The following is a 26,215-nucleotide window of genomic DNA, read 5'->3' as shown; positions in this document are numbered from 1 at the left end:
GCAGTCTACTCAAGGTATGTGAGCACCGGAAGCACGGAAAAGCGTCATTTGCAGGCCGTCAGGGCTGAATGTCGATTGGCTCTAAGCCAAGCCTCCCCATCGACGAAGGGGAGGGCGGCCAGCCCTAGCAGCACTTCCCCCCATTCCTGCCCCCATAACGCGCCTCCTGCCGCTCCCGGAAGAAGGCTGTCCGGTCCATCGGCGCACGCTCGGGATGATGCGCCCGCATATGGCGCAGATAGGCCTCATAATCCGGCACCCCGACCATCATATGCGCCATCTGCCGCAGCCGGTGGAGGAAGATGCTCATTCCGCCGGCACCAGTTGCGCCGGAATTTCCCGTGCGGTCGGCGCCGCCACCTTCCGCGCGGCGAGGCAGGTGCGGATGGTGAACAGCAGCACCGCCAACACCACGAACAGGAAGACCGCGACCAGCGCCGCGTCGATCCGGTCGTTGAAGATGATCTGCCGCATCTCCGCCATCGACTTGGCGGGGGCCAGCACCTCTCCCTCGCCCGCCGCGGCGCTGAATCGGGCGGCATGCGCCAGGAAACCGACCTTCGCATCGGCGGAAAACAGCTTGAGGAAGCCCGCCGACAGGGTGCAGATCAGCAGCCAGGCGGTCGGGATCAGCGTCACCCAGGCGAAGCGGTCCCGCTTCATCCGGAACAGCACCGCCGTTCCCAGCATCAGTGCGATGGCCGCCAGCATCTGGTTGGAAATGCCGAAAACCGGCCAGAGCGTGTTCACCCCGCCCAGCGGATCGGTCACGCCCTGATAGAGGAAGAAGCCCCAGGCCGCGACGGTCAGCGCCGTTGCGACGACCCCGGGAGCCATGCTCTTGCTGTCCTTGAAGGCGGGCACCGCCAGCGCGATCAGATCCTGCAACATGAAGCGTCCGGCGCGGGTCCCCGCATCCACGGCGGTCAGGATGAACAATGCCTCGAACAGGATGGCGAAATGATACCAGAAGGCCTTCATCGCCGGCCCGCCCATGATATGGGAGAATATCTCCGCCATCGCCACCGCCAGCGTCGGCGCCCCGCCCGCGCGGGAGATGATGCTGTGCTCGCCCACATCCTTCGCGGTCTGCAGGATCAGATCGGGCGAGATGGGGAAGCCCATGGCCGTCACCGCCGCCGCCGCGCTGGCCGCGTCGTTGCCGATCACCGCCGCAGGGCTGTTCATCGTGAAATAGATGCCCGGATCGAGGATCGACGCGCCCACCAGCGCCATGATCGCCACGAACGCCTCCATCAGCATCGCGCCATAGCCGATCATCGGCGCATGGGCTTCGCTCGCGATCAGCTTGGGCGTGGTGCCGCTGGCGATCAGGGCATGGAAGCCCGAAACCGCCCCGCAGGCGATGGTGATGAACAGGAAGGGGAACAATCCGCCCGACCAGACCGGCCCGTTGCCGTTCACGAATTGGGTCACGGCATGCATTTTGAGCGGCGGCGCCATGATGACGATGCCGATCGCCAGCGCTGCGATCGCCCCGATCTTGAGGAAGGTCGACAGATAATCGCGCGGCGCCAGCAACAGCCACACCGGCAATACCGACGCTACCGCGCCATAGCCGATCAAGATCCAGCAAAGCTGCACCGGCGTGAAGGTGAAGGCCGGCCCCCAGACCGGCGAAGCGGCGATGTTCTGCCCATAGACGATGGCGGCGAGCAGCCCGACCAGTCCCAGCAGCGACACTTCACCGATGCGCCCCGGCCTGATCCAGCGCGTATAGGCGCCCATGGCCATCGCCAGCGGCACCGTCGCCGCCACGGTGAACATGCCCCAGGGGCTTTCCGCCAGCGCCTTCACCACGATCAGCGCCAGCACGGCGAGGATGATGACCATGATCATGAAGGCGCCGAACAGTGCGATGGTCCCGGCAACCTGCCCCATTTCCATGCGGATCAGCTCGCCCAGCGACTTGCCGTCGCGGCGCATGGAGATGAAGAGGACCATGAAGTCCTGCACCGCGCCCGCCAGCACCACGCCCGCAATGATCCAGAGCGTTCCGGGCAGATAGCCCATCTGCGCCGCCAGCACCGGTCCCACCAGCGGGCCCGCGCCCGCAATGGCGGCGAAATGATGCCCGAACAGCACCGTCCGGTCGGTCGCCACATAGTCGAGGCCATCGGCCCGCCGGATCGCGGGCGTGGGCCGCGACGGGTCCAGCCGCATCACGTTCCGCGCGATGTAGAGCCCATAATAGCGATAGGCGACGAGGAAGCTGCTGACCGCCGCCACCACGATCCACAGCGCATTGACCGCCTCGCCGCGGGATACAGCCACCACCGACAGCGCCACCGCGCCCATAATCGCTATCATTATCCAGGGAATATGCCGGGTCATCGCTCTCTGATCGCTTGTTCGTTGGAAAGTGCGCACAGTAGAGCCGCAATCTTCAAAGACAATCATCTTGTCCGGAAACCGGACTGCGCGCCCGCTGCCGTTTGAACGGCCAGTCCGTTGCTCCGCCTGCCCAGAGCGCCCACCATATGATCACCGGCTGCGCAGCCAGGCGCGGCCCGTGATACCACCAGCTCAGATGCACGCCGCCCAGCGGAATGTCGTTCAGGGCATGATGGAAATTGGCCGGCCACACGCACAGGGCGTAGAGCGCGAGAGCCATGCCTGCCGCCCTGCGCAGCGGCGTCAGCATCAGGCCGATGGCGCCGGCGATCTCGGCCACGCCGGTCAGCGCGATCGTCATATGGGGTGCGGGAACCCAGTCAGGCGTGATCGCGACGAAGCCGCCGGGCCGGGTCAGGTGCAGGGTTCCGGCCAGGCCAAAAGCCAAGGCCAGGACCATTTGCGCGACCCGTCTCCCTCTGCCGTGCGGCCTCGCGCCGTCGCGAATCATCCAAGCTCCAGTTCAGCCTCATTCTCGCCGTCCCAGACATGGGCGCGCTGCGCATGGACCTTTATCATGACAAGGCCGGGCGTGTCCGGCCCTTCCTCGAACCAGTCCTGCAACTGGCTGTTCCAATGCGCGCGGAACGCATCGCGATCGCGGATCAGGTCGGCGCGGCCCTCCACGGCGATGAACAGCGGGTTCTGCTTCAGCAACCCGGTACGCCCCTGAAAGGACAGGCCGACGCGCGGATCGCGTTCGATGTCCTTCACCATCAGCGTGTCTTCCGTGGTGAAATAAAAGCTGTCGCCGCCATAGGCGACATCCTGGTTGTTGCTCATCGGCCTTGCGCCGATCTGGCCGCCGTCGGCATGGGTCGACAGCATCGCGAAATCGATGTCCTTCATCTTCTCCGCCAGACTGTCGAGCGTCAATTGCATCATCGTCACTCTCCTTGTCCCCTATCGCGCAAACGCATGAAATCAGGGGCGGCTCCACCGGATTCGCCTTGGGCAGGAAAAGAACATATCATGAACATGATCGACCGATTCGCATGGAGCGCAATGTCATGGAAAACCAGCCCGGCAAGACTCTCTTCCGCCTGTTCTTCGCCCTGAAGCCCACATTGCTGATCGGCCGCCAGACGGATCATTTCGCGGAGGCCATCGCCGGCGGCGCCCGGCGCATCGCCGTGGATCACCAGCATGTGACGCTGGCGATCACCTGCGATTATGTCGAATATCCCTATGCGGTGATCAAGGCGCTGATGCGCGCCGGGACAGGCGTGATGGCGGAACCGTTCGACCTGCGGCTGGACCGGCTCAGCATCGGCAACCGGTCCGCCGCCCTGCGTCCGTCCCATAGCGTGCCGTTGCTCGGCACGCTTCAGAAGCAGATCGCGGCGGGCATGAAAGGCGCGGGGGTGATGCTGCGTCCCGGCTGGAGCTTCAGCCCGCACCAGACGCTGTTCTATCGCGACGGCCCGCCGGAACAGCGTCGCGTCGATGGCTTTGGCTGGCATGTCGACCGGTTCATGCTGATATGCAGCCATGTCGGGCGCACGCATCATGAGACCCTGGCCACCTGGACTCTGAAAGGAAGTGGGCAGTACAGCCTTTTCTAGCCGCTTCGGCTCCCGCGAGGAAAGCCTGCCGGGGATCAGCCGGAACTTGCGTCCTGGCCGATGATCCGGGGCGCCCGCACATAGCCGAAGTCGCCCGTGCCCGACCAGGACCGCCCGTCAGGATAGCGCAGTTCGATTCCCGCCAGATCGCGTTCGTCGGCCAGGCGCATGTTGACGCCCATCATGCCGTTTCCGAACCGGGATACCGCGCTGGCGGATAGGGTGAAATGGGTGGTCGATCCGCATCGACCGCAAAACTGGACCTCCGCTGCCGGATCGTCCTTGTCCTCCCGGCAATAGCTTTGCGTGGCGCCCTCGACACGCACCTCGCGGGGGTGGAGATAGGCCCAGTGGGCGCCCGTTTTGCTGCACAGCGTGCAGTTGCATGCATTGATGAACGCCGGGCGTTTCTCGATCGTCAGGCCGATCCGACCGCAGAGGCAGGTGATCCTCACCATCGGCCGGGCCTCACCCTTGGGTCACGCTTTCCAGCACGGCGGCGCGCAATTCGGGAAGTCCCATGCCCTTTTCGCTCGACGTCGCGATGATGTCCGGATGCGCGGCGGGCCGTTTGCGGATCGCCTCGACCACGGCCTCGTGGACTTCCGCAAGATGGCTGGCCTTCACCTTGTCCGCCTTGGTCAGGACGATGCGATAGCTGACCGCCGCAGCGTCCAGCATGTCGAGGATGTCGGTATCGACATCCTTGATGCCGTGGCGGCTGTCGATCAGCACCAGCGTGCGCTTCAGCTTCGCCCGCCCGCGCAGATAGTCGTTCACCAGGAACCGCCATTTGCGCACCATGTCCTTGGGCGCGCGGGCATAGCCATAGCCCGGCATGTCGACCAGCCGGAAGCGCAATGGATCGCCCACATCGAAGAAATTCAGCTCCTGCGTCCGCCCCGGCGTATTGGACGTGCGGGCAAGGCCGTTGCGGTTCGTCAGCGCATTCAGCAACGATGATTTGCCGACATTGGACCGGCCCGCAAATGCCACCTCGTTCACCGCCATGTCGGGCAGGAATTTGAGGTCGGGCGCGGATTTGAGGAAGGCGATGGGGCCGGCAAAGACCTTGCGCGCTTCCTCGATCAATTCAGCCTGTTCCTGTTCGGTCAACGCCCCGGCCTTATTTCGCGGTCGCTGCGCTTAGTTGCGGGTGGCGCTTGTAGAGCCACCATTGCTGCAACATCGACAGGCAGTTGTTGGTGATCCAGTAGACCAGCAGGCCCGCCGCGAAGGGCGCCATGATGAACATCATCATCCACGGCATGATCGCGAACACCTGCTGCTGCATCGGGTCCATCTGCGCCGGGTTCAGCTTGAACTGGAAGTACATGCTGATGCCCAGCAACAGCGCCAGCACGCCGATCCCCAGGAAGGCGGGCGGGGTGAAGGGCAACAGGCCGAACAGGTTGACGATGTGCAGCGGATCGGGCGCGCTCAGATCCTTGATCCACAGCACGAAGGGCTGGTGGCGCATTTCGATGGTGAGCTGCAACACCTTGTAGAGCGCGAAGAAGATCGGGATCTGGATGAAGATCGGCAGGCAGCCCGCGAGCGGGTTTACCTTCTCGCGCTTGTAGAGCTCCATCATCTCCTGCTGGAGCTTGGGCTTGTCGTCCTTATATTTCTCCTGCAGCGCCTTCATCTTGGGCTGCACCGCGCGCATCGCCGCCATGCTGGCGAACTGGCGCTGGGCGACGGGGAACATCAGGCCGCGCACCACGAAGGTCAGGCAGATGATCGCCACGCCGAAATTGCCGATATGCTCGAACAGCCAGTGGAGCAGGGCGAAGATCGGCTTTTCGAACCAGTAGAACCAGCCCCAGTCGATCGCCCGGTCGAACAGCGGGACGCCGGCGTCCTGATAGGCTTCCAGCGTCTTCACCTCCTTGGCGCCGACGAACAGCCGGTTGGTCTGCGTCACTGCCTTGCCCGGCGCGACCATGATGGGGGCCAGCGACACGTCGGTCTGGAACTGCGTGCTGGCACCTTTACGCATCTGGCCGGTGAAGGCGGCCTTCTGGTCGGGAATCAGGGCGGAGAGCCAATATTTGTCGGTGAAGCCGATCCAGCCGCCGGTCGACTGGAAGCTCTGCGTCGCCGGACCCTTCTCCAGATCCTTGTAGTTCACGTCATAATTGGCCGCGCCGTTGAACACCCCCATCGGGCCGACATGGATCGTCCAGGTGTCGGGATCGGCCGAGGGAGTCGCCCGGCTGACATAGCCGTAGCTCTTGACGCCCACCGCGCCGGCGCCGCTGTTCGACACCTTCTGCTGCGCGGTGATCATGTAATTTTCGTCGATGGAATAGCGGATCTCGAAGGTCTGGCCCGCGCCATTGTTCCAGGTCAGCGTGACCGGGCTGGACGGGGTCAGTTCCTTGGCCGACGCCGTCCACAGCGTGCTGCCGTCCGGGGTCTTCACCCCTTCGCCCTGCCAGCCGAAGCCGGCGAAATAGGCGTGCCGGGTGCCGCTAGGGCTGTAGAGGCGAATGGCCGGCGACGCCTTGGCGATCGTTTCCTTGTAGGTCGGCAGCACGATGTCGTCGATGCGCGCGCCCTTCAGGTTGATCGATCCGGTGATCTTGGGCGTGCGGATTGGCACGCGCGGGCTGTCCTTCAGCGCCAGCGCCAGGTCGCGGACCGCAGCGGACCCTTCCGCCGCGGGGGCGGCGCCGGACGGGGTGAGCGGCGTGGTCTTGCCGCCCTCGATCTTCGTGGCCGGCGGATTGGCGGCGGGGAAGAAATATTTGGCGACATAGGGCCAGCCGAACAGGATCGCCGCGGTCAGCAGCACCGCCAGGATGATATTCTTCTTGTCGTCCACGCTTGTCGGCTCCGCCGTATCTCGAAAATTCGTATCAGGGGACCGGATCGTAACCCGAACCGCCCCATGGGTGGCATCGCATTAGCCGCTTCGTGGCCAGCCAGCTACCCTTCACCGCACCATATTTGCCGATCGCCTGAATCGCATATTCGGAACAGGAGGGCGCATAGCGGCAGGAAGGAGGCAAAATGCGCGAAGGCCCAAGCTGCCAGAAGCGCGCGATCAGGATGAAAAGGCGGGCGATCACGGCCTATCCCTGCCATGTCTGCCCCTGCCATGTCTGTCCCCGCCATGTTCTTGCGAGGGCAGGAAGCCCGTTCCGCCGCTGCCTTCCGTCGCCACCTCGAAGCCGGGTTCCTGCCTGCGCAGGGGCGCCCTATCTTTCGGAGGGGAAGGCCGCCCCTTCCTGCGCGGCGCCTCATCAACAGGCCGGCTCATCACCTTGCCCAGCGCCTTTTCCAGCTCCCGGCGAAGCAGGCCGAAGTCGCGCTCAATACCCTCGGCGCGCCCGATCAGCACATGATCCGCTCCGGCTATGCCATGCGCCGGCAACAGCTCCCGCGCCAGAACGCGAAAGCGGCGCTTCATCCGGTTGCGGATGACAGCGCCGCCAATCTTTTTCGTGACCGTGATGCCGTACCGCATCGCCGGATCGCCGTCGCCGCGTTCGCGCACCAGCAGGACAAAGCCTGGCATGGGCGCGCGCCGCCCGCGATTCGCCGCCAGAAAATCAGCGCGCCGGGTCATGACCGCAGGCGCGCGCTCAAGCGGCGCGTCGTTCAGGCGCTCAGGCTCTTGCGGCCGCGTGCACGACGAGCGCGCAGCACGTTGCGGCCGCCGGGGGTCGCCATGCGAGCGCGGAAACCGTGACGGCGCTTCCGAACCAGATTGCTCGGCTGATAGGTGCGCTTCATCGTTCATTCCTCAAAAAACTAAAAGAATCGGGCGTGACAAAAAAGGGCCGCCGGGCGGGCGGCCGCATGTCAGGGGGCGTCCGATAGGCAAAAGGGAGAGGCGAGTCAATGGCGGAGGAGAAGGTCGTGATGGTTTCGAGGACGGTTGAGCGCGATGTCGGATTCCGGTCAAGCGCTGCCGTCCGTGGATCATCATACCGTGGGAACCTGGCTCTCATGAGCCGCCTGTCTCATTCGAGTGCTTCGCAGGAGCACGGTGCATTTCATGGGATGCACTTCAAGGAAAGCGGAAGGTCAGCAAACCACGCGGAAGCCGCCGCTTACTTCCCCCGCGCGGACGCCACCGCGGCCTTCAGGGCGTCATAGCCCACGGCCCCGTTCAGCACCTGACCCCCGATGACGAAGGTCGGCGTGCCGCTTGCCTGCAGTTTCTGCGCCAGCCCGATATTGGACTGGATCTCCGCATCATATTTGCCCCCCGCGATCGCCGCCTGCGCCGCCTTCGCGTCGATCCCGACCTTCGCCGCCGCCGCGAGGATCGTCTCATGCGTTACCTTGCCCGCTGCATAGAGCGCCCGGTGGAAGGGCATATACTGGTTCTTCTCCGCCGCCAGCAGCGACACCTTCGCGGCATCGATGCTCTCGTCGTACAGGATCGGCAGTTCGCGATAGACGACCTTCACCCTCTTGTCCTCACCCACCAGCCTGGCGAGATCGGGCAGCGACGCCCGGCAATAGCCGCAGGCATAGTCGAAAAATTCGACCACGGTCACATCGCCATTGGCGGCCCCTTCCCACGCGCCGGCATAGGGGGTCTCGATCGTCTTGCGACTGGCGTCGATCATGCCCGACATCCGCTTCGCCTGCAGCTTCTCGACGGCTTGCGGGATGATCTCGGGATGTTCCAGGATATAGTCGTGCACGATCTGCTCGATGGCGGCCTTGTCCCCGGCGTCGACGCGGCCCGTGCTCTGGGTGCCGAGCGCCGCGCCCGTCGCGGTGGCGGCGATGAAGGCGAAAACGCCAAGGGTCATCATGATGGTCCTGTTGGAAAGCGCTGCGCGAAAGCTGGGCCGCCTTTGATCTGTCATCGTTTCTTTCGCTTCTGCTCGACGGCTGCGCGGGAAACCATGGCGATATCCTGCGCGCGCAGATAGTCAACCGTGCCCGGCTTCAATCCCTGCATCGCGGCGTCGGCGCTGCGCAGCGCCATCTGGTCCTCGCCCATCATCGAATAGCGTTCCGCCGTCGCCAGCGCGGCGCGGGGCAGGTCGCCGCGATGTTCATAGACCACGCCCAACTGGTACCAGGCGAAGGGATTTTCCCGGTCCCGTGCAATGGCGTTGCGCAGCACCTTTTCCGCCTCCGCGAAATTCGCGTCATTTTCCGTCGCGATCAGCGCATGGCCCAGCAGCGTGGCGATCAACGGCTGGTTGGTCAGTTGCACCGCTTCGCGCAGCGGCGGGATGGCGTCCGCGGGCTTGCCGCTTTCCAGCAGCACCTGCCCCTTCAGTTCCAGAAAATAGGGATCGTGCGGCGCGGCGGCCAGCAGGGCGTCGACCTCCGCCAGAGCCTTGTCCGGATAGGCGCTCTTGTGCCAGGCATAGGCGCGGGCATAATGCGCCGGCAGCGACTGGTCGCTTTCGGGATATTTGAGCAGGGTTTGGCTGGGTTCCGACACGAAGCCCACCAGCTTCGCCTTGATCCGTTCGAACCGCGCCTCCAGCTTCGGGTCCATCGGCTTGTCCCAGGCGGGATCGACCGTATAGACTTCCCGCAGCACGTTGATGCGCTCGCCTGAAAGGGGGTGGGTGCGGCCGTAACTGTCGTCCTGCGGAATGGCGAGGCGATATTCCTGGTTCTGCAGCTTCTTGAAGAATTCCAGGCTGCCCTTGCCCGAAACCCCCGCCTTGCTGAGATAACGCGCGCCGGCAAGGTCGGCGGAGCTTTCCTGCGCCCGCGAAAAGGCCAGGAACTTGCCCATCGCCGCCTGCTGCCCCATGCCCAATATGCCCATGCCCGCTTCCGCGCCGCCCGCCGCGATCGCCGCCGCGCCCAGCACCAGGCTGAGCAGGGTGATGCCGGTCGCCTCCTTCATCCCTTCCCCGTAACGGATGACATGGCCGCCCTCGATATGGCCGAGTTCATGCGCGACCACGCCCTGCACCTGGTTCACATTGTCGGCGGCCGCGATCAGCCCGCTATGCACCCAGACATATTGGCCGCCCGCCACGAAGGCGTTGATATTGGGATCGTTGATGACCAGCACCTGGACATTGCGCGGCTCCATGCCGGCCGCCTGGACCAGCGGCGCTGACATGTCGGCCATGAACGCCTCTGTCTCCGCGTCCCGCAGGATCTGCTGCGCCGCGGCCGGGCGCGACAAGAGGGCGAGCGATGCGGCGGCGATGGCCGCGAAACGAAGCCAGCGCGCGGTCATGCGAGGAAGGTTCGGCATGCAGGGGCGGTGCGGGGCAGGGGAAGAGGCTCCATCGCTGACTGTCAATGCCGTGCAGGGGATGAACGGCAACTGAAAGGCGTTATGTAGCCCATAAAGCGGCAGGTCCAATAGGGGCTTTGGCGGGAAGCGAACACCCACTTTTATCCCTCTCCCTGGAGGGAGAGGGCTGCGCAGACTTGGCAGCTTGCTGCCTAGTCGTAGCTGGGTGAGGGGGGGTGCGATCCAAAGGATCGCGTGGGCCGCAGGCCCGCTCCCCTCTCATCCAGATCAGCCCCGGCTCCTTCGTCGCCAAAGCTTCCCATCCTTCTCCTTCCACGGATAAGGAAGGTCCTGAAATAGCTGCAAAATCCCACCCGGGACTTCAGCCTTCCGAAAATGAAAACGCCGCCGTCCGGCCGCCCGAAGCGGCAAGACAGCGGCGTCTTTCCATCGCCTGTCGGCTTACTGGCCGAAGGTGCGCTGCCACCAGCCGCGGCGCGGTGCGCCATCGTCACCTTCGTCTGCCGCTTCGGCTTCTCCGTTCACGATGACCGTCTCCGCAGCCTCATCCGATGGAACGGCCTCGACGGGCGTTTCAACGGATGGCGCGGTCTCGATGGCAACGGCTTCCTCGACCACCGGATCGGCCTTCTTGCGACGCGTGCGCTTGGGCTTGGCCGGCGCCTCTTCGGCGGCGGGCGCTTCCGGTGCAGCCTCGGCAGCAGGTGCTTCCTCCGCCACCGGATCGGCCTTCTTGCGGCGCGTGCGCTTGGGCTTGGCCGGCGCCTCTTCGGCGGCGGGGGCTTCCGGCACGGCTTCAACGGGCGTTTCCACGGGAGCTTCGACCGCAACGGCTTCCACCGCTTCGGCGGCAGGCGCGGCGCTTTCCTTCGCCTTGCGTGCACGGGGGCGGCGGCGGGTCTTGGGCGCTTCTTCCTCGGCAGGGGCTTCGGGCGTTGCTTCCGCCACGGGCTCCTGAACGACTTCGGCCTCGACGGCTTCGACCGCTTCCTCGCTTGCAACCGAGCCTTCGCTCACCGCTTCCTCGCCGGCTTCGCGGCGGCGGCGTCCGCCCCGGCGGCCCCGACGACCGCGACGACGGCCTTCGCCCTCCGCTTCGGCGGCGGCTTCGGCCGGAACAGCCTCGGTCTCGCCCTCGATCTCGGCTTCCTCTTCGGCGCTGTCGGCGTCCTCGCCAGCCTCGCCTTGGGTCTCCGACTCGGCGCGATGCTCTTCGCGCTGACCGCCGCGACGGCGACGACGGCGGCGACGGCGACGGCCGCCTCCTTCCCGATCATCGCCGCGATCCTCGCCCCGCTCGGCGCGTTCCTCCTGCGCGGCGTCGACTTCCTCGATCTCTTCCTCGTCCAGTTCCTCGATGACGTCGAGATCGTCATCCTCTTCCGCGATCGGCGTATAGTCGACCACCCGCTCCGGACGCGGCCCGCTGGCCTCGACCGACATGCGCGCGCCTTCGACCTCGCCATCGGGCAGGATCGCGATGCGCACGCCATAGCGCTGCTCGATCTCGTCCAGCTCCCGGCGCTTGTTGTTGAGCACGTAGAAGGCCGCTTCCTGACTCGCCCGCAGCGTGATCAGGCTGCCGCGACCGCGCGCCGCCTCCTCTTCCAGCATGCGCAGCGCGCTGAGGCCCGCCGACGAAGCGGTGCGGACCAGCCCCGTGCCTTCGCAATGCGGGCACTGGCGGGTCGATGCTTCCAGCACGCCGGTGCGCAACCGCTGGCGGCTCATTTCCATAAGGCCGAAGCCGGAGATCCGGCCGACCTGGATGCGGGCGCGATCGTCCTTCAGCGCCTCCTTCATCGCCTTCTCGACCTTGCGGATGTTGGAGTTCATCTCCATGTCGATGAAGTCGATGACGACCAAGCCCGCCATGTCGCGCAGGCGCAACTGACGCGCAATCTCCCGCGCCGCTTCCAGATTGGTGGCGACAGCGGTCTGCTCGATGCCATGCTCGCGGGTCGACCGGCCCGAGTTGATGTCGATCGAAACCAGCGCCTCGGTCGGATTGATGACCAGATAGCCGCCGGACTTGAGCTGTACGACGGGATTGTACATCGCCGCGAGCTGGTCCTCGACGCTGGCGCGCTGGAACAGCGACACCGCGTCGGCATATTGCTTCACCCGGCGCGCATGGCTGGGCATCAGCAGCTTCATGAAGTCCTTGGCAGCCTTATAGCCATATTCGCCTTCGACGATGACCTCTTCGATATCCTTGTTGTAGATGTCGCGGATCGCCCGCTTGATGAGGTCGCTGTCATTGTGGATCAGCGCGGGCGCGTCCGACTTCAGCGTCTTCTCGCGGATTTCGTCCCACAGGCGCGCCAGATAGTCGAAGTCGCGCTTGATCTCCGGCTTGGTGCGCTGGAGGCCCGCGGTGCGGACGATGCAGCCCATGGTGGAGGGCAGGTTCATCTCCGCGATGATCGACTTCAGCCGCTTGCGGTCGGCGGCGTTGCTGATCTTGCGCGAAATGCCACCGCCATGGCTGGTGTTGGGCATCAGCACGCAATAACGGCCGGCAAGCGACAGGTAAGTGGTCAGCGCCGCGCCCTTGTTGCCGCGCTCCTCCTTGACGACCTGCACCAGCAGCACCTGGCGGCGCTTGATGACATCCTGGATCTTGTAGCGGCGGCGCAGCGCCATGCGCTTCCGGCGCAGTTCGTCGGCGGCATCGTCGCCCTTGCCGCGACGGCCGCGGCCCCTGCCGTTATCGCCGCCATTGCCGTTCTCGGCCGTTTCCTCGCCATGATCCTCATCGTCATGATGATGGGTGGCCTCGACGACTTCCAGCCCGCCGTCGGCGGCGACATCCTCGTCATCCTCGACCTCGGCGCGCAGCGCGGCCTCTTCCTCCGCATGGGCGCGTTCCTCGCGCAGCAGCGCTTCGCGGTCCTCGCGGGGGATCTGATAATAGTCGGGGTGGATTTCGCTGAAAGCCAGGAAACCGTGCCGATTGCCGCCATAATCGACGAAGGCCGCCTGCAACGACGGTTCTACGCGAGTGACCTTGGCGAGGTATATATTGCCCTTGAGCTGCTTGTGCTCGGCCGATTCGAAGTCGAACTCCTCGATCCGGTTACCTTTGACGACCGCGACCCGGGTTTCTTCCCGGTGGCGCGCATCGATCAGCATACGCATTGTCATTTATTGTTCTCCGGCGCTGGCGGCCGACGGCACTGGGCCGGGCTGCCGCGCGATAGTAAGGGGGCGGCGCGAGTTGCTGCATCGCCCGGTTTGGCATGGGAAATTGCGTGTCTGCTGCCGGGGCAGGGCCGGACCATGTGCCGGACACCACCAACCACGCCGCATCGCCCGGGATCGGGTTCAGCGTGGATTGGAAATCATGCCTCATGCAGCGTCAACCTGTTCGTGCATCGGTTCCGGGCGTTGCCGCCTGCCGGTGCCATCGTGAATATCCCCGAAAGAACGTCGCCCGAAAAGGCGCGTCTCCAAGGAATGTGAATGGGTAGCAGTCAAAATGGCAAGGAGCAACGGCTCCTGGAAATATTGTTTCGCGTCGCGCCACTTTGACCCGAATGGCGCCAGGCGGTTTATCGCCCCTTATGTGAAGATGGTGTTAAGCCTGCCGTTCGACAATGCTTGACGCATCATTCGGTTGTCGTTCGCCTGCGCGCATGAAATTGCGCTGGACGGCGACGGGCCGCGCGGTGCACAAGCGGCGCATGCTCCAAAGTCTTGCGCTCGCAAGCATGATCCTTTCGGCCGTCCCCACTTCCGCCGACCCGCTCCATGGCGACCGGGCGAGCATGCGCTTCGACGCGCCCGCGCATATGGCGCCCCGTCCGGCGAAGCGCCTGCACAGCATCACCGTTCCCATCCCGCCGGTGGCGCGCGGCGTTTCCTTGCCCCCGGTGGAGGGAACGCGCGACGCATCCCGCCCGCTGGTCGTGATCGATGCCGGCCATGGGGGCCATGATCCGGGCGCCGTGAACCGCGACAATGGCGAGCGCGAGAAGGACGTGACGCTCGCCATCGCGCTGGCGATCCGCGACCAACTGGCGCGCTCGGGCCGCGTCCGCGTCGCGCTGACCCGCAATGACGACCGGTTCCTGGTGCTGCAGGAGCGCTACGGCATCGCGCGCCAGCTCAATGCGGACCTGTTCATCTCCATCCACGCCGATTCGGCCGATGACGACCAGGCGCGCGGCGCGACCGTCTACACCTTGTCCGAAACCGCATCCGACCGCGAGGCGGCCCGGCTGGCGGCGCGTGAAAACAAGGCGGATGTGTTGAACGGCGTCAATCTGGGTGGCCAGCCCAGCGATGTCTCTTCGATCCTCATCGACCTGACGCAGCGGGAATCGATGAACCTCTCGGTGGCCTTCGCCCGGCTGCTCCAGCGCGAGGCGGCGCCCTATGTCCCGTTTCGCGGCACGGCGCACCGCTTCGCCTCGCTGATGGTGCTGAAGGCGCCCGACACGCCGTCGGTGCTGTTCGAGGCCGGCTATCTCTCCAACAGCGCCGACGCGGCTTTCCTGGCGTCGAAGGCAGGCCAAGCCAACATCGCCAAAGGCGTCGCCCGCGCGATCGAAGTGCATTTCGCCCGCAGGCTGGCGGTCGGTAACGGCGGTTAGGCCCGTCCTTGCCGTCTTGCCGTCATGCTGAAACAGGTTCGGCAAGACGCTTGGGCAATCAGGACCGGGCCGCCAACGCAGTCCGGCCTCACATGGGCATTCCACTCTGGCGCTTCCCCCATTTTGACCTTACAGCCTCGACCATCATGGAAGAGGCACGCCCCAAATACGCCGCATCGTCCTTTGCTCAGCGCCTGCGCCGCGGCGCGAGCGGCTTTGGGGAACGCCTCCGGCCCCATTGGGACAAGCGCTGGTTCCGCTGGATCGCGATCGGTTTCGGCGGTCTCCTGCTCGCCTATGCGCTGTTCTGGCTGGTCTTCGCGCGCGGGCTGCCCGATGCGGCGACGCTGCTGGAATATGAACCGCCCCTGCCGACCATCGTGCGCGACACCAACGGACAGCCGGTCCACAGCTATGCCCGCGAACGGCGCGTGCAGCTCCAGTATAGCGACTATCCGCCGCTCCTCATCCGCGCCTATCTTTCGGCGGAGGACAAGACCTTCTTCGAGCATCATGGCGTCGACATCCCCGGCTTCATCGGCGCGGTTTTCGATTATGCGACCAAGATCGGGTCGGGCCAGCGCGCCCGCGGCGGCTCCACCATCACCCAGCAGGTGGCGAAGAACCTGCTGATCGGCGACGAATATTCCCCCACCCGCAAGGTGAAGGAAATGATCCTCGCCTATCGCATGGAGGGGGTGCTTTCGAAGCAGCAGATACTGGAACTCTACCTCAACCAGATATTCCTCGGCCGCAACGCCTATGGCGTGCAGGCGGCGGCGCGCGCCTATTTCGACAAGGATGTGGCCGACCTCAAGCTGCATGAGATGGCCTATCTGGCGATCCTGCCCAAGGGGCCCGCCAATTATCGCCCGGAAAGCCCGACCGGCCATGAACGCGCACTCGAACGCCGCAACTGGGCGCTGGGCGAAATGTACAAAAATGGCTGGATCACCGAGGCGCAGCGGAACGAGGCGCAGGCCCAGCCGCTCGGCACCGTGGCCGCGCACGGCTCCAGCTTCGACGCCCGCGCCGGCGGCTATTATATGGAGGAGGTGCGCCGCCGCCTGATCCAGCTTTTCGGGGAGAAGGCGGAGGATGGCCCCAACAGCGTCTATGCCGGCGGCCTTTGGGTCCGCAGCCCCTATGATCCGAAGATACAGGATCTGACGACGACGGCGTTGCGCAACGGGCTGTTGCGCTTCGACGCGGGCAAGGGATGGTCCGGGCCGGTCGCCAGGATCGACATGGATCGCGGCTGGAAGCGCGAGCTGGCGGCGAGCTATATCGACGTGGACTATGCCGGATGGCGCGTCGCCGTGATCGTCAGCCGGGATTCCTCCGCGGCGCAGATCGGCTTTTCCGATGGATCGACCGGCACGCTGCCCGCGGGCGCCGCGCAACTGCCCTATCGCAAGACGGGCGGCCCGGCCTTCGCCGCGATGAAGCCCGGCGACCTGATCGTGGTGGCGCGCAACGGATCGAGCTGGGCGCTGCGCAACGTGCCCGAAGTCTCCGGCGGCATGGTGGTGGAGGAAACCCATTCAGGCCGCGTCCGCGCCATGCAGGGCGGCTTCGACAACCGTCTCTCCTCATACAACCGAGCCACGCAGGCGATGCGCCAGCCGGGATCGACCATCAAGCCCTTCGTCTATGCCGCCGCGCTGGACAATGGCATGACCCCGGCCTCGATCATCGTCGACGGGCCGCTCTGCGTCTATCAGGGCGCGGGCCTCGGCCAGAAATGCTTCCGCAACTTCACCGGCGGCAGCGCCGGGCCGCAGACCATGCGCTGGGGCGTCGAACAGTCGCGCAACCTGATGACCGTGCGCGCCGCCAGCCAGACCGGCATGGACCGTGTCGTGCGCACCATCAAGGCGATGGGGATCGGGGACTACCAGCCCTATCTCTCCTTCGCGCTGGGCGCGGGCGAAACCACGGTGGAGCGGATGGTGAACGCCTATGCCATGCTCGCCAATCAGGGACGGCAACTCAGCCCCAAGCTGATGGACTATGTGCAGGACCGGCGCGGCAAGGTGATCTGGCCGCTGCGCTGGCGCGCCTGCGACGGCTGCAACATGGCCAATTGGGATGGCAAGCCCATGCCCCGCTTCGGCTTCGAAGGGCGGCAGGTGATGAATCCCATGACCGCCTATCAGGTCGTGCACATCGCCGAAGGCGTGATCCAGCGCGGCACCGCCACCGTGCTGGCGGACCTCAAGCGCCCGCTGTTCGGCAAGACCGGCACCACCAACGGCCCGACCAATGTCTGGTTCGTCGGCGGATCGCCGGACATCGTCGCCGGCGTCTATATCGGCTATGACCAGCCGCGCAGCCTGGGCGGCTGGGCGCAGGGCGGCCGCGTCGCCGCGCCGATCTGGAAGGCGGCGATGACGCCGGTCCTCGAAACCATGCCCAAAACGCCCTTCATCGCGCCGGCCGGCATCCGCATGGTCACGATCGACCGCCGCTCGGGCAAGCGCGTCTATGGCGTCTGGCCGACCGACGAACCCAAGCCCGCCGTGATCTGGGAAGCGTTCAAGCCCGAATCCGAACCCCGCCGCTCGATCCGCAAGGAAGAGGTCGCCGCCCAGGACAAGGCCGCCGCCCGCATCGAAGCGACCGTCCAGCGCCGCCAGCGCACTGACAGCGACTTCCTGCAGGACCAGGGCGGGATTTACTGACAGGGCAGGGGGGTGGTCGCTGCCCTCCCTTTCCTTTGACCACGACATGCTGCCGCCAGGGCAGGAGCCGAGTGCTGCCGTCAGTGGAACACCGCATCGCCTGAACCGGGCTCTCATGAGTGCCTTCGCAGGAGCGCTTTGTGCTTAATGGCAGCCACTGTCGAACAGAGCGCCGCCTCAGCCCCTATCCGATAGCCTGTTCCGCCGGGATGTAGGGCAGTCCCAGCGCCTCCGCCACAGCCCGATAGGTGATCTGCCCGTTCCACACGTTCAGCCCGGCGAGCAGATGCGGGTCCGCTCGCAGCGCTTCGTTCCACCCCAGGTCGGCGATTCGCAGCGCATGGGGCAGGGTCACGTTGTTGAGCGCATAGGTGCTGGTCCGCGCCACGGCGCCGGGCATGTTGGCGACGCAATAATGAACGATGCCCTCGACGATATAGGTGGGGTCGTCATGGGTGGTGGGGTGGCTGGTCTCGAAGCAGCCGCCCTGGTCGATCGCCACGTCCACCAGCACCGCGCCCTTCTTCATGGTCTTCAGCATGTCCGCCGAGACCAGCTTGGGCGCGGCGGCGCCGGGGATCAGAACCGCGCCGATCACCAGGTCCGCCTCCGCCACGCATTCGGCCAGATTGGCGCGGTTGGAAAAGCGCGTCTTCGCCCGCGCCTCGAAATGAATGCCCAGCCGCTCAAGCACTTCCGGGCTGCGGTCGAGGATGGTGACGTCCGCGCCCAGACCCGCCGCCATCTGCGCCGCGTTGAAGCCGACCACGCCGCCGCCGATCACAGCCACCTTCGCGGGCAACACGCCGGGCACGCCGCCCAGCAGCACGCCTCGCCCGCCATGCGCCTTTTCCAGCGCGGTCGCGCCGGCCTGGATCGCCATGCGTCCAGCAACCTGGCTCATGGGCTTCAGCAGCGGCAGCCCGCCATGAGCGTCCGTCACGGTTTCATAGGCGATGCCGATCGCCCCCGACGCCATCAACTCCCGCGCCTGGTCGGGATCGGGCGCCAGGTGGAGATAGGTGTAGAGGATCTGGCCGGGGCGCAGCAGGGCGCGCTCCTCCGGCTGGGGTTCCTTGACCTTCACGATCATCTCCGCCGTCGCGAAGATGCCGGCCGGATCGTCGACGATCTCCGCACCAGCGCGGGCGTAGAGGCCGTCATGCGCGCCGATCCCCTCCCCCGCGCCGCTTTCCACCAGCACGCGGTGGCCGTGGGCGGTCAGCTCATGCACGCTCTCCGGCGTCAGGCCGACGCGATATTCGTGATTCTTGATCTCCCTGACGGTGCCTACGATCATGACCATCCTCTCCATCCTTGCCGGCGAAGCTGTAATGTCCGTCAGATAGGCATCGTTCCGGCAATTTGCCCGTTGCGGCGGAATGGAGCGTTCAGGGCGCCTCCCGCACCGGCACCGGCGCGTTGCAGAGGTCGACGCCGCCTGCGGGCCGCTCGTAGAAATCGTCCTGCCGGTTCGCCCGCAGGCGAAGGTAATCGGCAAAGCTCCGCGAGCCGACGTCCATCACCTGATAGCGTGGCCGCTGCGATTCCGGCAGGTCGCTGGCGAGGTGGACGGAGAGGATCGGCAGGCGCTTCTCCCCCGCGGCATAGAAGCCGAGATCGCCGGAGCCGCGTGGCAGGCTGGCGAGCAGGTCCATGCCTTCGATCACCCGGCCGACGACCGCGATATTGCGGTCGAGCTGGCGTGGGGCTTGGCCGATCACGGCGTAAAGCTCGGCGCCGGTTCCCGCGTCCGGGGAAAGGTTCCGCGCCACGCCGACCATGGCATAGCAATGGGGCAGCCAGGCCGACGCCTCGTCCATCGCGACCGGCCAGCCATTGATGAAGCCGGTGCGCGGGGCATAGGCGTCGGGATAGGGCAAGGGTGTCACGGGCGTCTTGAGGGCTGCGAGGGGGCGGGCATAATCCGCCCCGATGTCCGTGGCGACGCCGGAGGGCAGGGCTTTCTTCTCGGTCACATCGCCCCATTGGGCGACATAATTGTCCTGCACGCGGTAGACGCTTTCGCCATCCCACCAGCCCGCGCGGGCGAGTGCGCGGATATTGGCGACGTGGGCGGGCGCGAAATCGGGCGCGAGCTGGATGACGACGCGCTTGTCGCCCTCGACCGTCATGACCAGCAGCGTATCGGCCGCGATGGCCTGCCATGCGCTGGCGGGCGCCTGTGCGACGATGGCGGACGGGGTGGCTGGCGCATCGGCGGCAAGCGCCGGGGAAGGCAGGAAAAGCGCGGCCAGGAAAGCGAGGGAACGGATTTGCATGATGCAATCAAGCATGGGAGGGAAAGGAAAGTAAAGCATCCCCTTGCCTAGCGCGCCGACGCACGATAGGGAGCCGCCTCCAGTGCAATGCGGAGCGGTGGCCGAGTGGTCGAAGGCGCTCGCCTGGAAAGTGAGTATACGTCAAAAGCGTATCGAGGGTTCGAATCCCTCCCGCTCCGCCATTTACCCATCCCTCAGTGTTCATAGACAACCGCCGAAAGGCGCGGCTTTCTGCGGTTATTCGGGTTGTCGTCAACCGCTGCTGTTCGTTGATATTCGCCCGCAGCCCCGTTAAAATGTGGGGAACGGTGTGGGGAAACTCCCGAGTGTGGGGAAGCCTCTCCTCGCTGTGTGTGGGGAATTGACATGGGCAAGCTGACCGCCAATGAAGTCAAAGCCGCGCTGACGAAGCCCGGCACCTATGGTGATGGCGATGGCCTCTTCCTAAAGGTGAGTCGATCTGGCGGCGCAAGCTGGCTTCTGCGTGTCCAGCATGACGGTAAGCGGCGTGACATCGGCCTTGGCAGCGCCAAGCTGGTAACGCTGGCAGCGGCCCGAGCCAAGGCAGCCGAAGCCCGCAAGGCAACTCGCGAAGATGGCCGTGACCTTGTGGCTGAGAAGCGCAAGGCCAAGGCACAGAGCGTCACCTTTCGTGAAGCGGCTCTTACCTACCATGGAACGCACAAGAACCAGTGGTCCAACGCCAAGAGCGAAGATCAGTGGATCAATTCAATGGAAGCCTATGCCTTTCCTTCCCTTGGTTCAAAGTCAGTCGGCAGCATAACCGCTGGCGAGATCATCACGGCCATATCCAAGGTCTGGAGCGAGAAGCCGGAAACCGGCAGGCGGGTAAAGCAGCGCATAAGGGCGGTGCTGAACTTTGCTCATGCTCGCGGCTGGCGATCAACAGAAGCCCCAACAGACGCCTTGGCGGCAGGTAATGGACTGCCGAAGCAGAAAGGGGGCAAGCACCATGCAGCTATGCCCTATGCCGACCTACCAGCATTCATCATCCGCCTCCGTACAGCGGGAGGAACATGGAGCAGGCTGGCTCTGGAGTTCGTCATCCTGACTGCCGCCCGTTCACAGGAAGTTCGGCTGGCGACGTGGAGTGAGATCGACATGGAGAAGGGTCTATGGACCGTTCCAGCCGATCACATGAAAATGCGAATTGAACATGTCGTGCCGCTATCCCCGCAGGCGTTATCCGTTCTTCGAAGTGCCACCGCGATCAGGCGAGAAGGGACGGACTTGATCTTTCCCGGCGTGAACGGCGGTGCCATGTCAGATATGACCCTATTAGGTGTGCTTCGCCGCATGAAGGAGGCCACGACCGTTCATGGCTTCCGTTCGTCATTTCGGACGTGGGTGGCCGAGGAAACGAATTTCCCCGGCGAGGTAGCGGAAGCGGCGTTGGCTCACCAGAATCGAAACGAGGTTGAGCGCGCCTATCAGCGTGGCGGTTTGCTCGACAAGCGCCGGAAGCTGATGGAAGCATGGGGTGCCTATTGCGCTGCTGATGGCGAACAGGCGAGAGTTGTACCAATGACGAGGCGGGCCTGAGGTTAGTACGCAACAACAATCCAGCCCAATGACTGACTAGGAATAATTATAGGGGAACAGCGAGGTGACGATGGCCTCATTGGTCGCCTCAATCGTCCGTAAAAGGCTCGTCACCATCTACCATGGTGTCATTGGCCCCAAAAAACGCTTGCCGGTGTAAGTGAATGTTGATCCGTGCAGCAGCAGCGGTGGACGGACTCCGTATCGCCCCCGGCTCACCGCTGGCTGTCCATTCAATCGTGTAAGTGCCCCAGATGTCAAGACCGGCGGGCCAATCCACGTCCGACACCACCCGTTGAGCTATGTCGGTATAGTCCTCATCATCATCCAATTCTTTGTCGCGCCGGAACGACACCCATTCGCTTTGTTTGGGCAGGTCGATCCGTGGAATGTTTCGCATAGGAACTTGGTCAACGGACGGGGGGCGCGTACTACCCCAATCCCCGTAGACTAACGTAGCGGAGTTATGCCGCCGGACGAGGTTATTATATAGATACCGCTCGCCAACCGGGTTCGTACCCCGGTCGGCGATGTCCGAGAATGAGTCGGGGAAGCTGCTACCCGATATGACAAGCTCAATCTCGGGATGATCGCGGGCAACCCGCGCAACTATTCCCGAAGCCCAAGCCTCCCGGCCCAAAATATCGCGGGACCAACCGGCATCCACAAAGAATGAAACGTCCTGAAACCGGTCAAGAACCTGTTCGACTAACGCTATAGGGTTGGTCACAACCCCGTACTCAATGCGAACAACCAATCCCCGGTCCAGATTTTCTACGTGGCGGGCTTGGGCTTCAAATTGCACGGCCTCGCCGCCGTTAATCCGCAAAACCGGAATAGCCTCGGCTATGCTGGCGACTTTCTCGTAGTAATTTGCGAAGCCGTTTCGGCTTACAAACAATTCGTCAAACTCGGCAGCAGTAGCAAGTTTGCCGCCCGAGTTCCGTTTTATAGGGTCAAGATCAAGAGCAAACCTGCGGTTGCCCATTGCTTCCGCAATCTTTTCCCAAGTCCGGGCAAGGTTTTTTGCATTGGGCCAAGGTCGAGCGATAATCAAAGGGAACAGTCTGTCCTTTGTCGCTGCCGGAAGTTGTGCCAACGCCTTAATCTCGGCAACTCTGGCATGAAGGGTCGGACAATAAGCAAACTGTTCAAGCATCTATTGCCCCTAGGCTACCCCTAATCGCACCTTCATAGCAGGAACCGAAACCCGAAACATAGAGGCTAGTTTTTCTACTGCCTCATCTGTTCTCCTGCCGCCAATCCGTTCTAACTCCCTGCCCACAACCTTTGCTGGCATGACAATATCAGCCGCCAGCCTGTTAGCCTCGGTTTCCTTCCGGGAAGTCAGGTTAGACCGATACATAATGCTATCCACCACACCGGCACCAATATCGTCCCGGTGCAACAGGTAGTGGGCAATCTCGTGCGCAACCGTAAACCGCTGGCGCTCGGGCATCTCATATTTGTTGACCCGAATTTCAAAACCGGCGGGAGCATCGGTCGAAGGCTGGATAAGACCGGAAATCTTGGGGGGCATGGGAGCGCGCACGACTTTTAGGCCAAGCTCATTCGCAAGCTCGCCGACCTTGACCGGAAAGCTCGACATATAACGTCTTACAATCTCGGCTTCATTCTCTCTGACCCTGTTGTCAGCCAGCAGGCTCATGCCACACCACCATTTTCACCTTTATCTTCCTCGCTCCCGTTCAAATCATCTTCACCGACCGGCTGGACGCCTCGGAACATGATTTCTTCCGTTTTGCGCTCAATCATGTCCACAACAACGCGGTCTAACCGGCCGCCTTTTTCAAACCCCTTAGCAAGAAAGTCCTCGGTCTTACCGTGCACCTTCTGTTCAATGGTGGTCCAGCCCAAGAACCCGACCACCGCCAGAAAGATTGCCAGCACCGTCATGAGTAATGACACGGCAGTCAGCATGACCGACACGAAATCAGCGTAAGATAGGGTGTAGCTGCTAGTGCCAAAGTTTCGTGTGAGCGCCCCGCCGATCACTCCCGACACAAGGCAGAGCACAACAACACCGGCTACCTTCAACGCGGGGCCAACTATCTTTGCTGCTCGCTTATCCGCCATCAAATGCAATCCCGACAGAACATTAGAGGAACATATATGAACCCAGCCCTTGAGGTCAACATATGCCACAACCTGCCGAAACCCGCAGCATTCAAGCCCCCATAACCTAATACGTTTATCCCATGATCGCGCCAACCCATTTTGTTCCAGCTTTGGCAGGCGCATGGACAAGAGCGTTGGCAATCGATAATGTCCGTCCGCTGCCCCGACTTTGATCGGAAGGGGCGGCCCGCAATCGGCGGTGAACACAGGCAACTCGGCTACGGTCGGGCGGCCTGCGAAATATAATACCCTCGGGGAATACGCGGGAGGCGTGTTCCTGTGTTCGCGTCGATCAACCGACCCGGCTGGCGGGTCGGTGCGGATATGCAACAGGGGGCGTATGCGTAAATTCTCGGGGCTAGCCATTGTGGGCAGCGCGCTGGCATTGTCCGCCTGCGCAAGCACCGCAGGGCCGAATTTCTATTCCGGCCAATATTACATGGCAGGCGACAAGAACTGCAAGAGAATGTCGAATATCTCACCCACAAGGATCATGTGTTACGACAAGAACGGGAATCCGAAGGGCTACCGTGATGCAATGAATAGTCAGCAGCTTCAGATGTGGCAGTATCAAGTTGCCAACCAACGGGCTGAGATGGAAGATTTGAATAATTCCATCCAGCAACTCGGGCAATCTGCACAAGGCTGGGGACAGCAGTTTCGTCAGCAGGGGCAACAGTTCCAGCCTCCGCAAGTTCAACCAATCGCACCAAACGGTAATGCTGGTCGCGTGACTTACTACCAGTCAGGCAATACGCTCATCGGTTCCAACGGTGTGACCTATCGGTCTGTTGGCGGATCAATCATTGGGTCGGATGGCACGAGATGTCAGGTTGTCGGCCCGCACATCATCTGCTGAACCTCGAATAACAATGAGGACGGCGTGTCCCAGCCGTCCGCCCGACCGTCGCGCCGCAGGCGCGGTGAGGGAGGAGCGGAAGAGGCTGGGCACGCCGTGCTCCAAAATTGGAACCAAGGGAAGAAAACCCTCATCATAACCATCCGTTCTTATAGCGGGGATATGGGATATGACGGTTCAATCTATCTGCTGGCCGTCCGCTCTCCGCTCCCGGCTTTGCTGCATCGGACCCTCCGCTACGCTCCGGGCCGATGAGCAGCCTTCGCTTCGAGCGGCCATCCAACAGAAGGGGAGCGAAGAAACGAACAGCCCTTATGTCACTTGTTGCTGCCGTATTGGTCGGCTTTGCCAACATTTTTTAGAGACGTTCGGCGGCGTAACACTCATGGGGCGAAGCCCCAAAAAAACACGCCCCCCCCCGGGGTGTCGAACCCTGTAAACACGGGGGCACCCCTTTAAGTGGGCAGCTTACGCTGCTTATGAGCAATCTTGCTCTTATATAGGAGGCCCGCATGTCTACTCTGAAGCTGGCTCTTGGCTCGTCCTTCACTGCTGTTGCTGATACAATGAATGGTATTGGTACTACTGTTAAGGCAGTATCCAAGGGAGCGAATGCTCTCAATGACTACGTGGATCAGATGCGTTTCAAGCAGACAGAGGATTACGCTCTTGAACGTAAGGCTTATAAAACTCTGGCAGAGCAAAAGGTCGGTGAGAAAATCCTCCGTGAGGAGGAAAATCTCAACGACTTCCTATCTGAAAGAGAAGGCCGTGCCGAAGCGTTTCAGAAAATTATCTTGGAACTTCGTGCCTAAGACATCTCCCCATCCGAGAGGATGGGGAGATGTATGTTAAATAAAGCTCCAAATGCCTCACTTACTCTGTGTATTTGCCGCCACATGCGAAACATGGGCAATTCGCCTGAATACCAAGGGCTTTCAGGCCTCATCGGTCATGACACAGCGGCCATTGCCGCCACACACCGCAATGGCATCATCCTCCGACACAGCGCCAAGCCCGGTTTCAGCGGCGTTGGCATGGTTCGTTTCTGATGTTGCGGTTGTTGTGCTTGCCGGAAACACAGGCAGGTAGCGTTTCCATGCATCGTGGAAGGCTTCCCGCTTGTAGCCTTTGGGCGTCTGGCCATTGGGCATACGGATCGTGATTGACCGAATGTCGTACTCACGCAGCATCTTACCCAGATTACGGGCATCGATCCTGCGTCCTCGCAGATCGCCCCAAGGCGCTTCGTCATCGGCCAGGAGCTTGTCCAGCAGGTCAGCGGTGGTCATACGATCAGCATCACCAAAGCAAGTACGAATGTCTGCCAGCAATTGGACGCCGAGCGAAGGCTTGCTGTTTGCCTTGGCTGATTTCACCGCTGAGATTGCTGCCTGTCGGCCCAGATCAGGCCAAGGGCCACCGGCGAGATCGGCAACAACGATCAATGGACCCCAGACATCCTCATCCCGGTCGGCAATACTATCAGGCAGTATGGGCCAGCGCTGCGATGCTGCTTCGCGGACCTGATCGGCCCAAGCTGCCAACTCGCCACGCAGAGTATCACCAAGTTTGCCATGAATACGACTGCGATACCGTTCGGTTTTCTCGTCAGGCAAAGGCTTGCGCATCTTCACGACGACCGAGCGGGTCAGGATCGTGTCAGGAAGGATATTTCCGATTCCTGCCATGGCTATCGCTGCAAAGGCGCTCTTTTTTACCGGATGCCACTGCTTGTCTAATAGTTCGTTGCGAAGGATGAAGCCGCCCGTCCCGTGGCCTGCATTAATCAGGCAACGTAGCTCTTCGTCGCCCTTAGCTATAGCGCGACGATCTGGGTGAGAGGTCAGCGACTATCAGGATGAGAACAGATTGTCGCGGCGGGTTCATGGTGCCGGGTTAGAT

General features: G+C 63.1%; 24 protein-coding genes, 1 tRNA gene and 1 pseudogene. 7 read left to right on the top strand and 19 right to left on the bottom strand.

The window, feature by feature from the left end; genetic code table 11:
- Positions 1 to 124 precede the first annotated feature (124 nt).
- The 4 genes from K7W03_RS07985 to K7W03_RS07970 are packed head-to-tail and all read right to left on the bottom strand — an operon-like array spanning position 125 to position 3,297.
- A complete protein-coding gene (locus K7W03_RS07985; protein WP_048577049.1) occupies positions 125 to 310 on the bottom strand; it encodes a YbdD/YjiX family protein in 186 nt (61 codons plus the stop codon).
- On the bottom strand, positions 307 to 2,355 hold the full coding sequence (locus tag K7W03_RS07980; RefSeq protein ID WP_222885963.1) for a carbon starvation CstA family protein: 2,049 nt from the start codon (positions 2,353 to 2,355) through the stop codon (positions 307 to 309). The genes K7W03_RS07985 and K7W03_RS07980 overlap by 4 nt, the downstream gene beginning before the upstream one ends.
- 52 nt (positions 2,356 to 2,407) lie before the next feature.
- Entirely contained in the window at positions 2,408 to 2,815 is a 408-nt protein-coding gene (locus K7W03_RS07975; RefSeq protein WP_103000577.1) for a DoxX family protein, read from the bottom strand.
- A gap of 47 nt (positions 2,816 to 2,862) precedes the next feature.
- Entirely contained in the window at positions 2,863 to 3,297 is a 435-nt protein-coding gene (locus K7W03_RS07970; protein WP_373278268.1) for a pyridoxamine 5'-phosphate oxidase family protein, read from the bottom strand.
- A 128-nt stretch (positions 3,298 to 3,425) separates the two neighbouring features.
- On the opposite strand from K7W03_RS07970, the gene K7W03_RS07965 reads away from it, so the two are divergent.
- Positions 3,426 to 3,980 carry a 2'-5' RNA ligase family protein gene (locus tag K7W03_RS07965; protein WP_222885962.1) on the top strand — a complete coding sequence of 185 codons (555 nt, stop codon included), beginning with the start codon at positions 3,426 to 3,428 and terminating at the stop codon, positions 3,978 to 3,980.
- A gap of 35 nt (positions 3,981 to 4,015) precedes the next feature.
- On the opposite strand, the gene K7W03_RS07960 is transcribed toward K7W03_RS07965, so the two are convergent.
- The 9 genes and pseudogenes from K7W03_RS07960 to K7W03_RS07920 form a co-directional block, all read right to left on the bottom strand.
- On the bottom strand, positions 4,016 to 4,438 hold the full coding sequence (locus K7W03_RS07960; RefSeq protein ID WP_222885961.1) for a GFA family protein: 423 nt from the start codon (positions 4,436 to 4,438) through the stop codon (positions 4,016 to 4,018).
- Between the two features lie 10 nt (positions 4,439 to 4,448).
- Positions 4,449 to 5,096: a ribosome biogenesis GTP-binding protein YihA/YsxC gene (yihA, locus tag K7W03_RS07955; protein WP_222885960.1), complete on the bottom strand. Its 648-nt coding sequence runs from the start codon at positions 5,094 to 5,096 to the stop codon at positions 4,449 to 4,451.
- Between the two features lie 10 nt (positions 5,097 to 5,106).
- A complete protein-coding gene (gene yidC / locus K7W03_RS07950; RefSeq protein WP_222885959.1) occupies positions 5,107 to 6,810 on the bottom strand; it encodes a membrane protein insertase YidC in 1,704 nt (567 codons plus the stop codon).
- 34 nt (positions 6,811 to 6,844) lie between these two features.
- The gene (yidD, locus tag K7W03_RS07945; RefSeq protein WP_025551802.1) at positions 6,845 to 7,057 is read right to left on the bottom strand and encodes a membrane protein insertion efficiency factor YidD; all 213 of its coding nucleotides are present in this window, start codon (positions 7,055 to 7,057) and stop codon (positions 6,845 to 6,847) included.
- A 125-nt stretch (positions 7,058 to 7,182) separates the two neighbouring features.
- A pseudogene (gene rnpA / locus K7W03_RS07940) lies at positions 7,183 to 7,557 on the bottom strand (ribonuclease P protein component); the annotation flags it as partial.
- 32 nt (positions 7,558 to 7,589) lie between these two features.
- On the bottom strand, positions 7,590 to 7,724 hold the full coding sequence (gene rpmH / locus K7W03_RS07935; protein ID WP_007683189.1) for a 50S ribosomal protein L34: 135 nt from the start codon (positions 7,722 to 7,724) through the stop codon (positions 7,590 to 7,592).
- A 320-nt stretch (positions 7,725 to 8,044) separates the two neighbouring features.
- A complete protein-coding gene (locus tag K7W03_RS07930; RefSeq protein WP_222885958.1) occupies positions 8,045 to 8,815 on the bottom strand; it encodes a DsbA family protein in 771 nt (256 codons plus the stop codon).
- Entirely contained in the window at positions 8,812 to 10,182 is a 1,371-nt protein-coding gene (locus K7W03_RS07925; RefSeq protein ID WP_222885957.1) for a M48 family metalloprotease, read from the bottom strand. Before K7W03_RS07925 ends, K7W03_RS07930 begins: the two co-directional genes overlap by 4 nt.
- 444 nt (positions 10,183 to 10,626) lie before the next feature.
- Positions 10,627 to 13,332 (bottom strand): Rne/Rng family ribonuclease, encoded by a 2,706-nt coding sequence (locus K7W03_RS07920; protein ID WP_222885956.1) that lies wholly within the window; start codon positions 13,330 to 13,332, stop codon positions 10,627 to 10,629.
- 452 nt (positions 13,333 to 13,784) lie between these two features.
- Between K7W03_RS07920 and K7W03_RS07915 the strand changes: the two genes are divergently transcribed.
- Positions 13,785 to 14,783, top strand: coding sequence for an N-acetylmuramoyl-L-alanine amidase family protein (locus K7W03_RS07915; protein ID WP_413469319.1), 999 nt, complete (start codon positions 13,785 to 13,787; stop codon positions 14,781 to 14,783).
- 146 nt (positions 14,784 to 14,929) lie between these two features.
- Complete coding sequence (locus K7W03_RS07910; protein WP_048577065.1) at positions 14,930 to 17,467, top strand: penicillin-binding protein 1A; 2,538 nt, start codon at positions 14,930 to 14,932, stop codon at positions 17,465 to 17,467.
- A 184-nt stretch (positions 17,468 to 17,651) separates the two neighbouring features.
- Here K7W03_RS07910 and ald read toward each other — a convergent pair whose 3' ends face one another.
- Both ald and K7W03_RS07900 read right to left on the bottom strand, forming a co-directional pair.
- Positions 17,652 to 18,767, bottom strand: coding sequence for an alanine dehydrogenase (ald, locus tag K7W03_RS07905; RefSeq protein WP_025551745.1), 1,116 nt, complete (start codon positions 18,765 to 18,767; stop codon positions 17,652 to 17,654).
- A gap of 91 nt (positions 18,768 to 18,858) precedes the next feature.
- On the bottom strand, positions 18,859 to 19,788 hold the full coding sequence (locus K7W03_RS07900; protein WP_222885954.1) for a peptidylprolyl isomerase: 930 nt from the start codon (positions 19,786 to 19,788) through the stop codon (positions 18,859 to 18,861).
- A gap of 52 nt (positions 19,789 to 19,840) precedes the next feature.
- Between K7W03_RS07900 and K7W03_RS07895 the strand changes: the two genes are divergently transcribed.
- Positions 19,841 to 19,931: transfer RNA gene (locus tag K7W03_RS07895), tRNA-Ser, on the top strand.
- A 184-nt stretch (positions 19,932 to 20,115) separates the two neighbouring features.
- A complete protein-coding gene (locus K7W03_RS07890; RefSeq protein WP_222885953.1) occupies positions 20,116 to 21,312 on the top strand; it encodes a tyrosine-type recombinase/integrase in 1,197 nt (398 codons plus the stop codon).
- Positions 21,313 to 21,400: 88 nt separating this feature from the next.
- On the opposite strand, the gene K7W03_RS07885 is transcribed toward K7W03_RS07890, so the two are convergent.
- Genes K7W03_RS07885 through K7W03_RS07875 form a run of 3 tightly spaced genes read right to left on the bottom strand, consistent with a single transcriptional unit; the run spans position 21,401 to position 23,658 of the window.
- The gene (locus K7W03_RS07885; RefSeq protein ID WP_222885952.1) at positions 21,401 to 22,471 is read right to left on the bottom strand and encodes a beta family protein; all 1,071 of its coding nucleotides are present in this window, start codon (positions 22,469 to 22,471) and stop codon (positions 21,401 to 21,403) included.
- Between the two features lie 9 nt (positions 22,472 to 22,480).
- Positions 22,481 to 22,981: an ImmA/IrrE family metallo-endopeptidase gene (locus K7W03_RS07880; protein ID WP_222885951.1), complete on the bottom strand. Its 501-nt coding sequence runs from the start codon at positions 22,979 to 22,981 to the stop codon at positions 22,481 to 22,483.
- Complete coding sequence (locus K7W03_RS07875) at positions 22,978 to 23,658, bottom strand: SLC19 family protein (protein WP_222885950.1); 681 nt, start codon at positions 23,656 to 23,658, stop codon at positions 22,978 to 22,980. Before K7W03_RS07875 ends, K7W03_RS07880 begins: the two co-directional genes overlap by 4 nt.
- Before the next feature lie 133 nt (positions 23,659 to 23,791).
- Between K7W03_RS07875 and K7W03_RS07870 the strand changes: the two genes are divergently transcribed.
- Positions 23,792 to 24,310 (top strand): hypothetical protein, encoded by a 519-nt coding sequence (locus K7W03_RS07870; RefSeq protein ID WP_222885949.1) that lies wholly within the window; start codon positions 23,792 to 23,794, stop codon positions 24,308 to 24,310.
- Between the two features lie 512 nt (positions 24,311 to 24,822).
- On the top strand, positions 24,823 to 25,125 hold the full coding sequence (locus tag K7W03_RS07865; RefSeq protein ID WP_222885948.1) for a hypothetical protein: 303 nt from the start codon (positions 24,823 to 24,825) through the stop codon (positions 25,123 to 25,125).
- Between the two features lie 123 nt (positions 25,126 to 25,248).
- Here K7W03_RS07865 and K7W03_RS07860 read toward each other — a convergent pair whose 3' ends face one another.
- Complete coding sequence (locus K7W03_RS07860) at positions 25,249 to 26,001, bottom strand: DUF3631 domain-containing protein (protein WP_226869890.1); 753 nt, start codon at positions 25,999 to 26,001, stop codon at positions 25,249 to 25,251.
- Between the last annotated feature and the right edge of the window lie 214 nt (positions 26,002 to 26,215).

The sequence above is a fragment of the Sphingobium sp. PNB genome, from assembly GCF_019873065.1.
Taxonomy (GTDB): Bacteria; Pseudomonadota; Alphaproteobacteria; order Sphingomonadales; family Sphingomonadaceae; genus Sphingobium; species Sphingobium fuliginis.
Note: the sequence above shows the minus strand (reverse complement) of the source record. Positions and strands in the feature narration are given on the sequence as shown.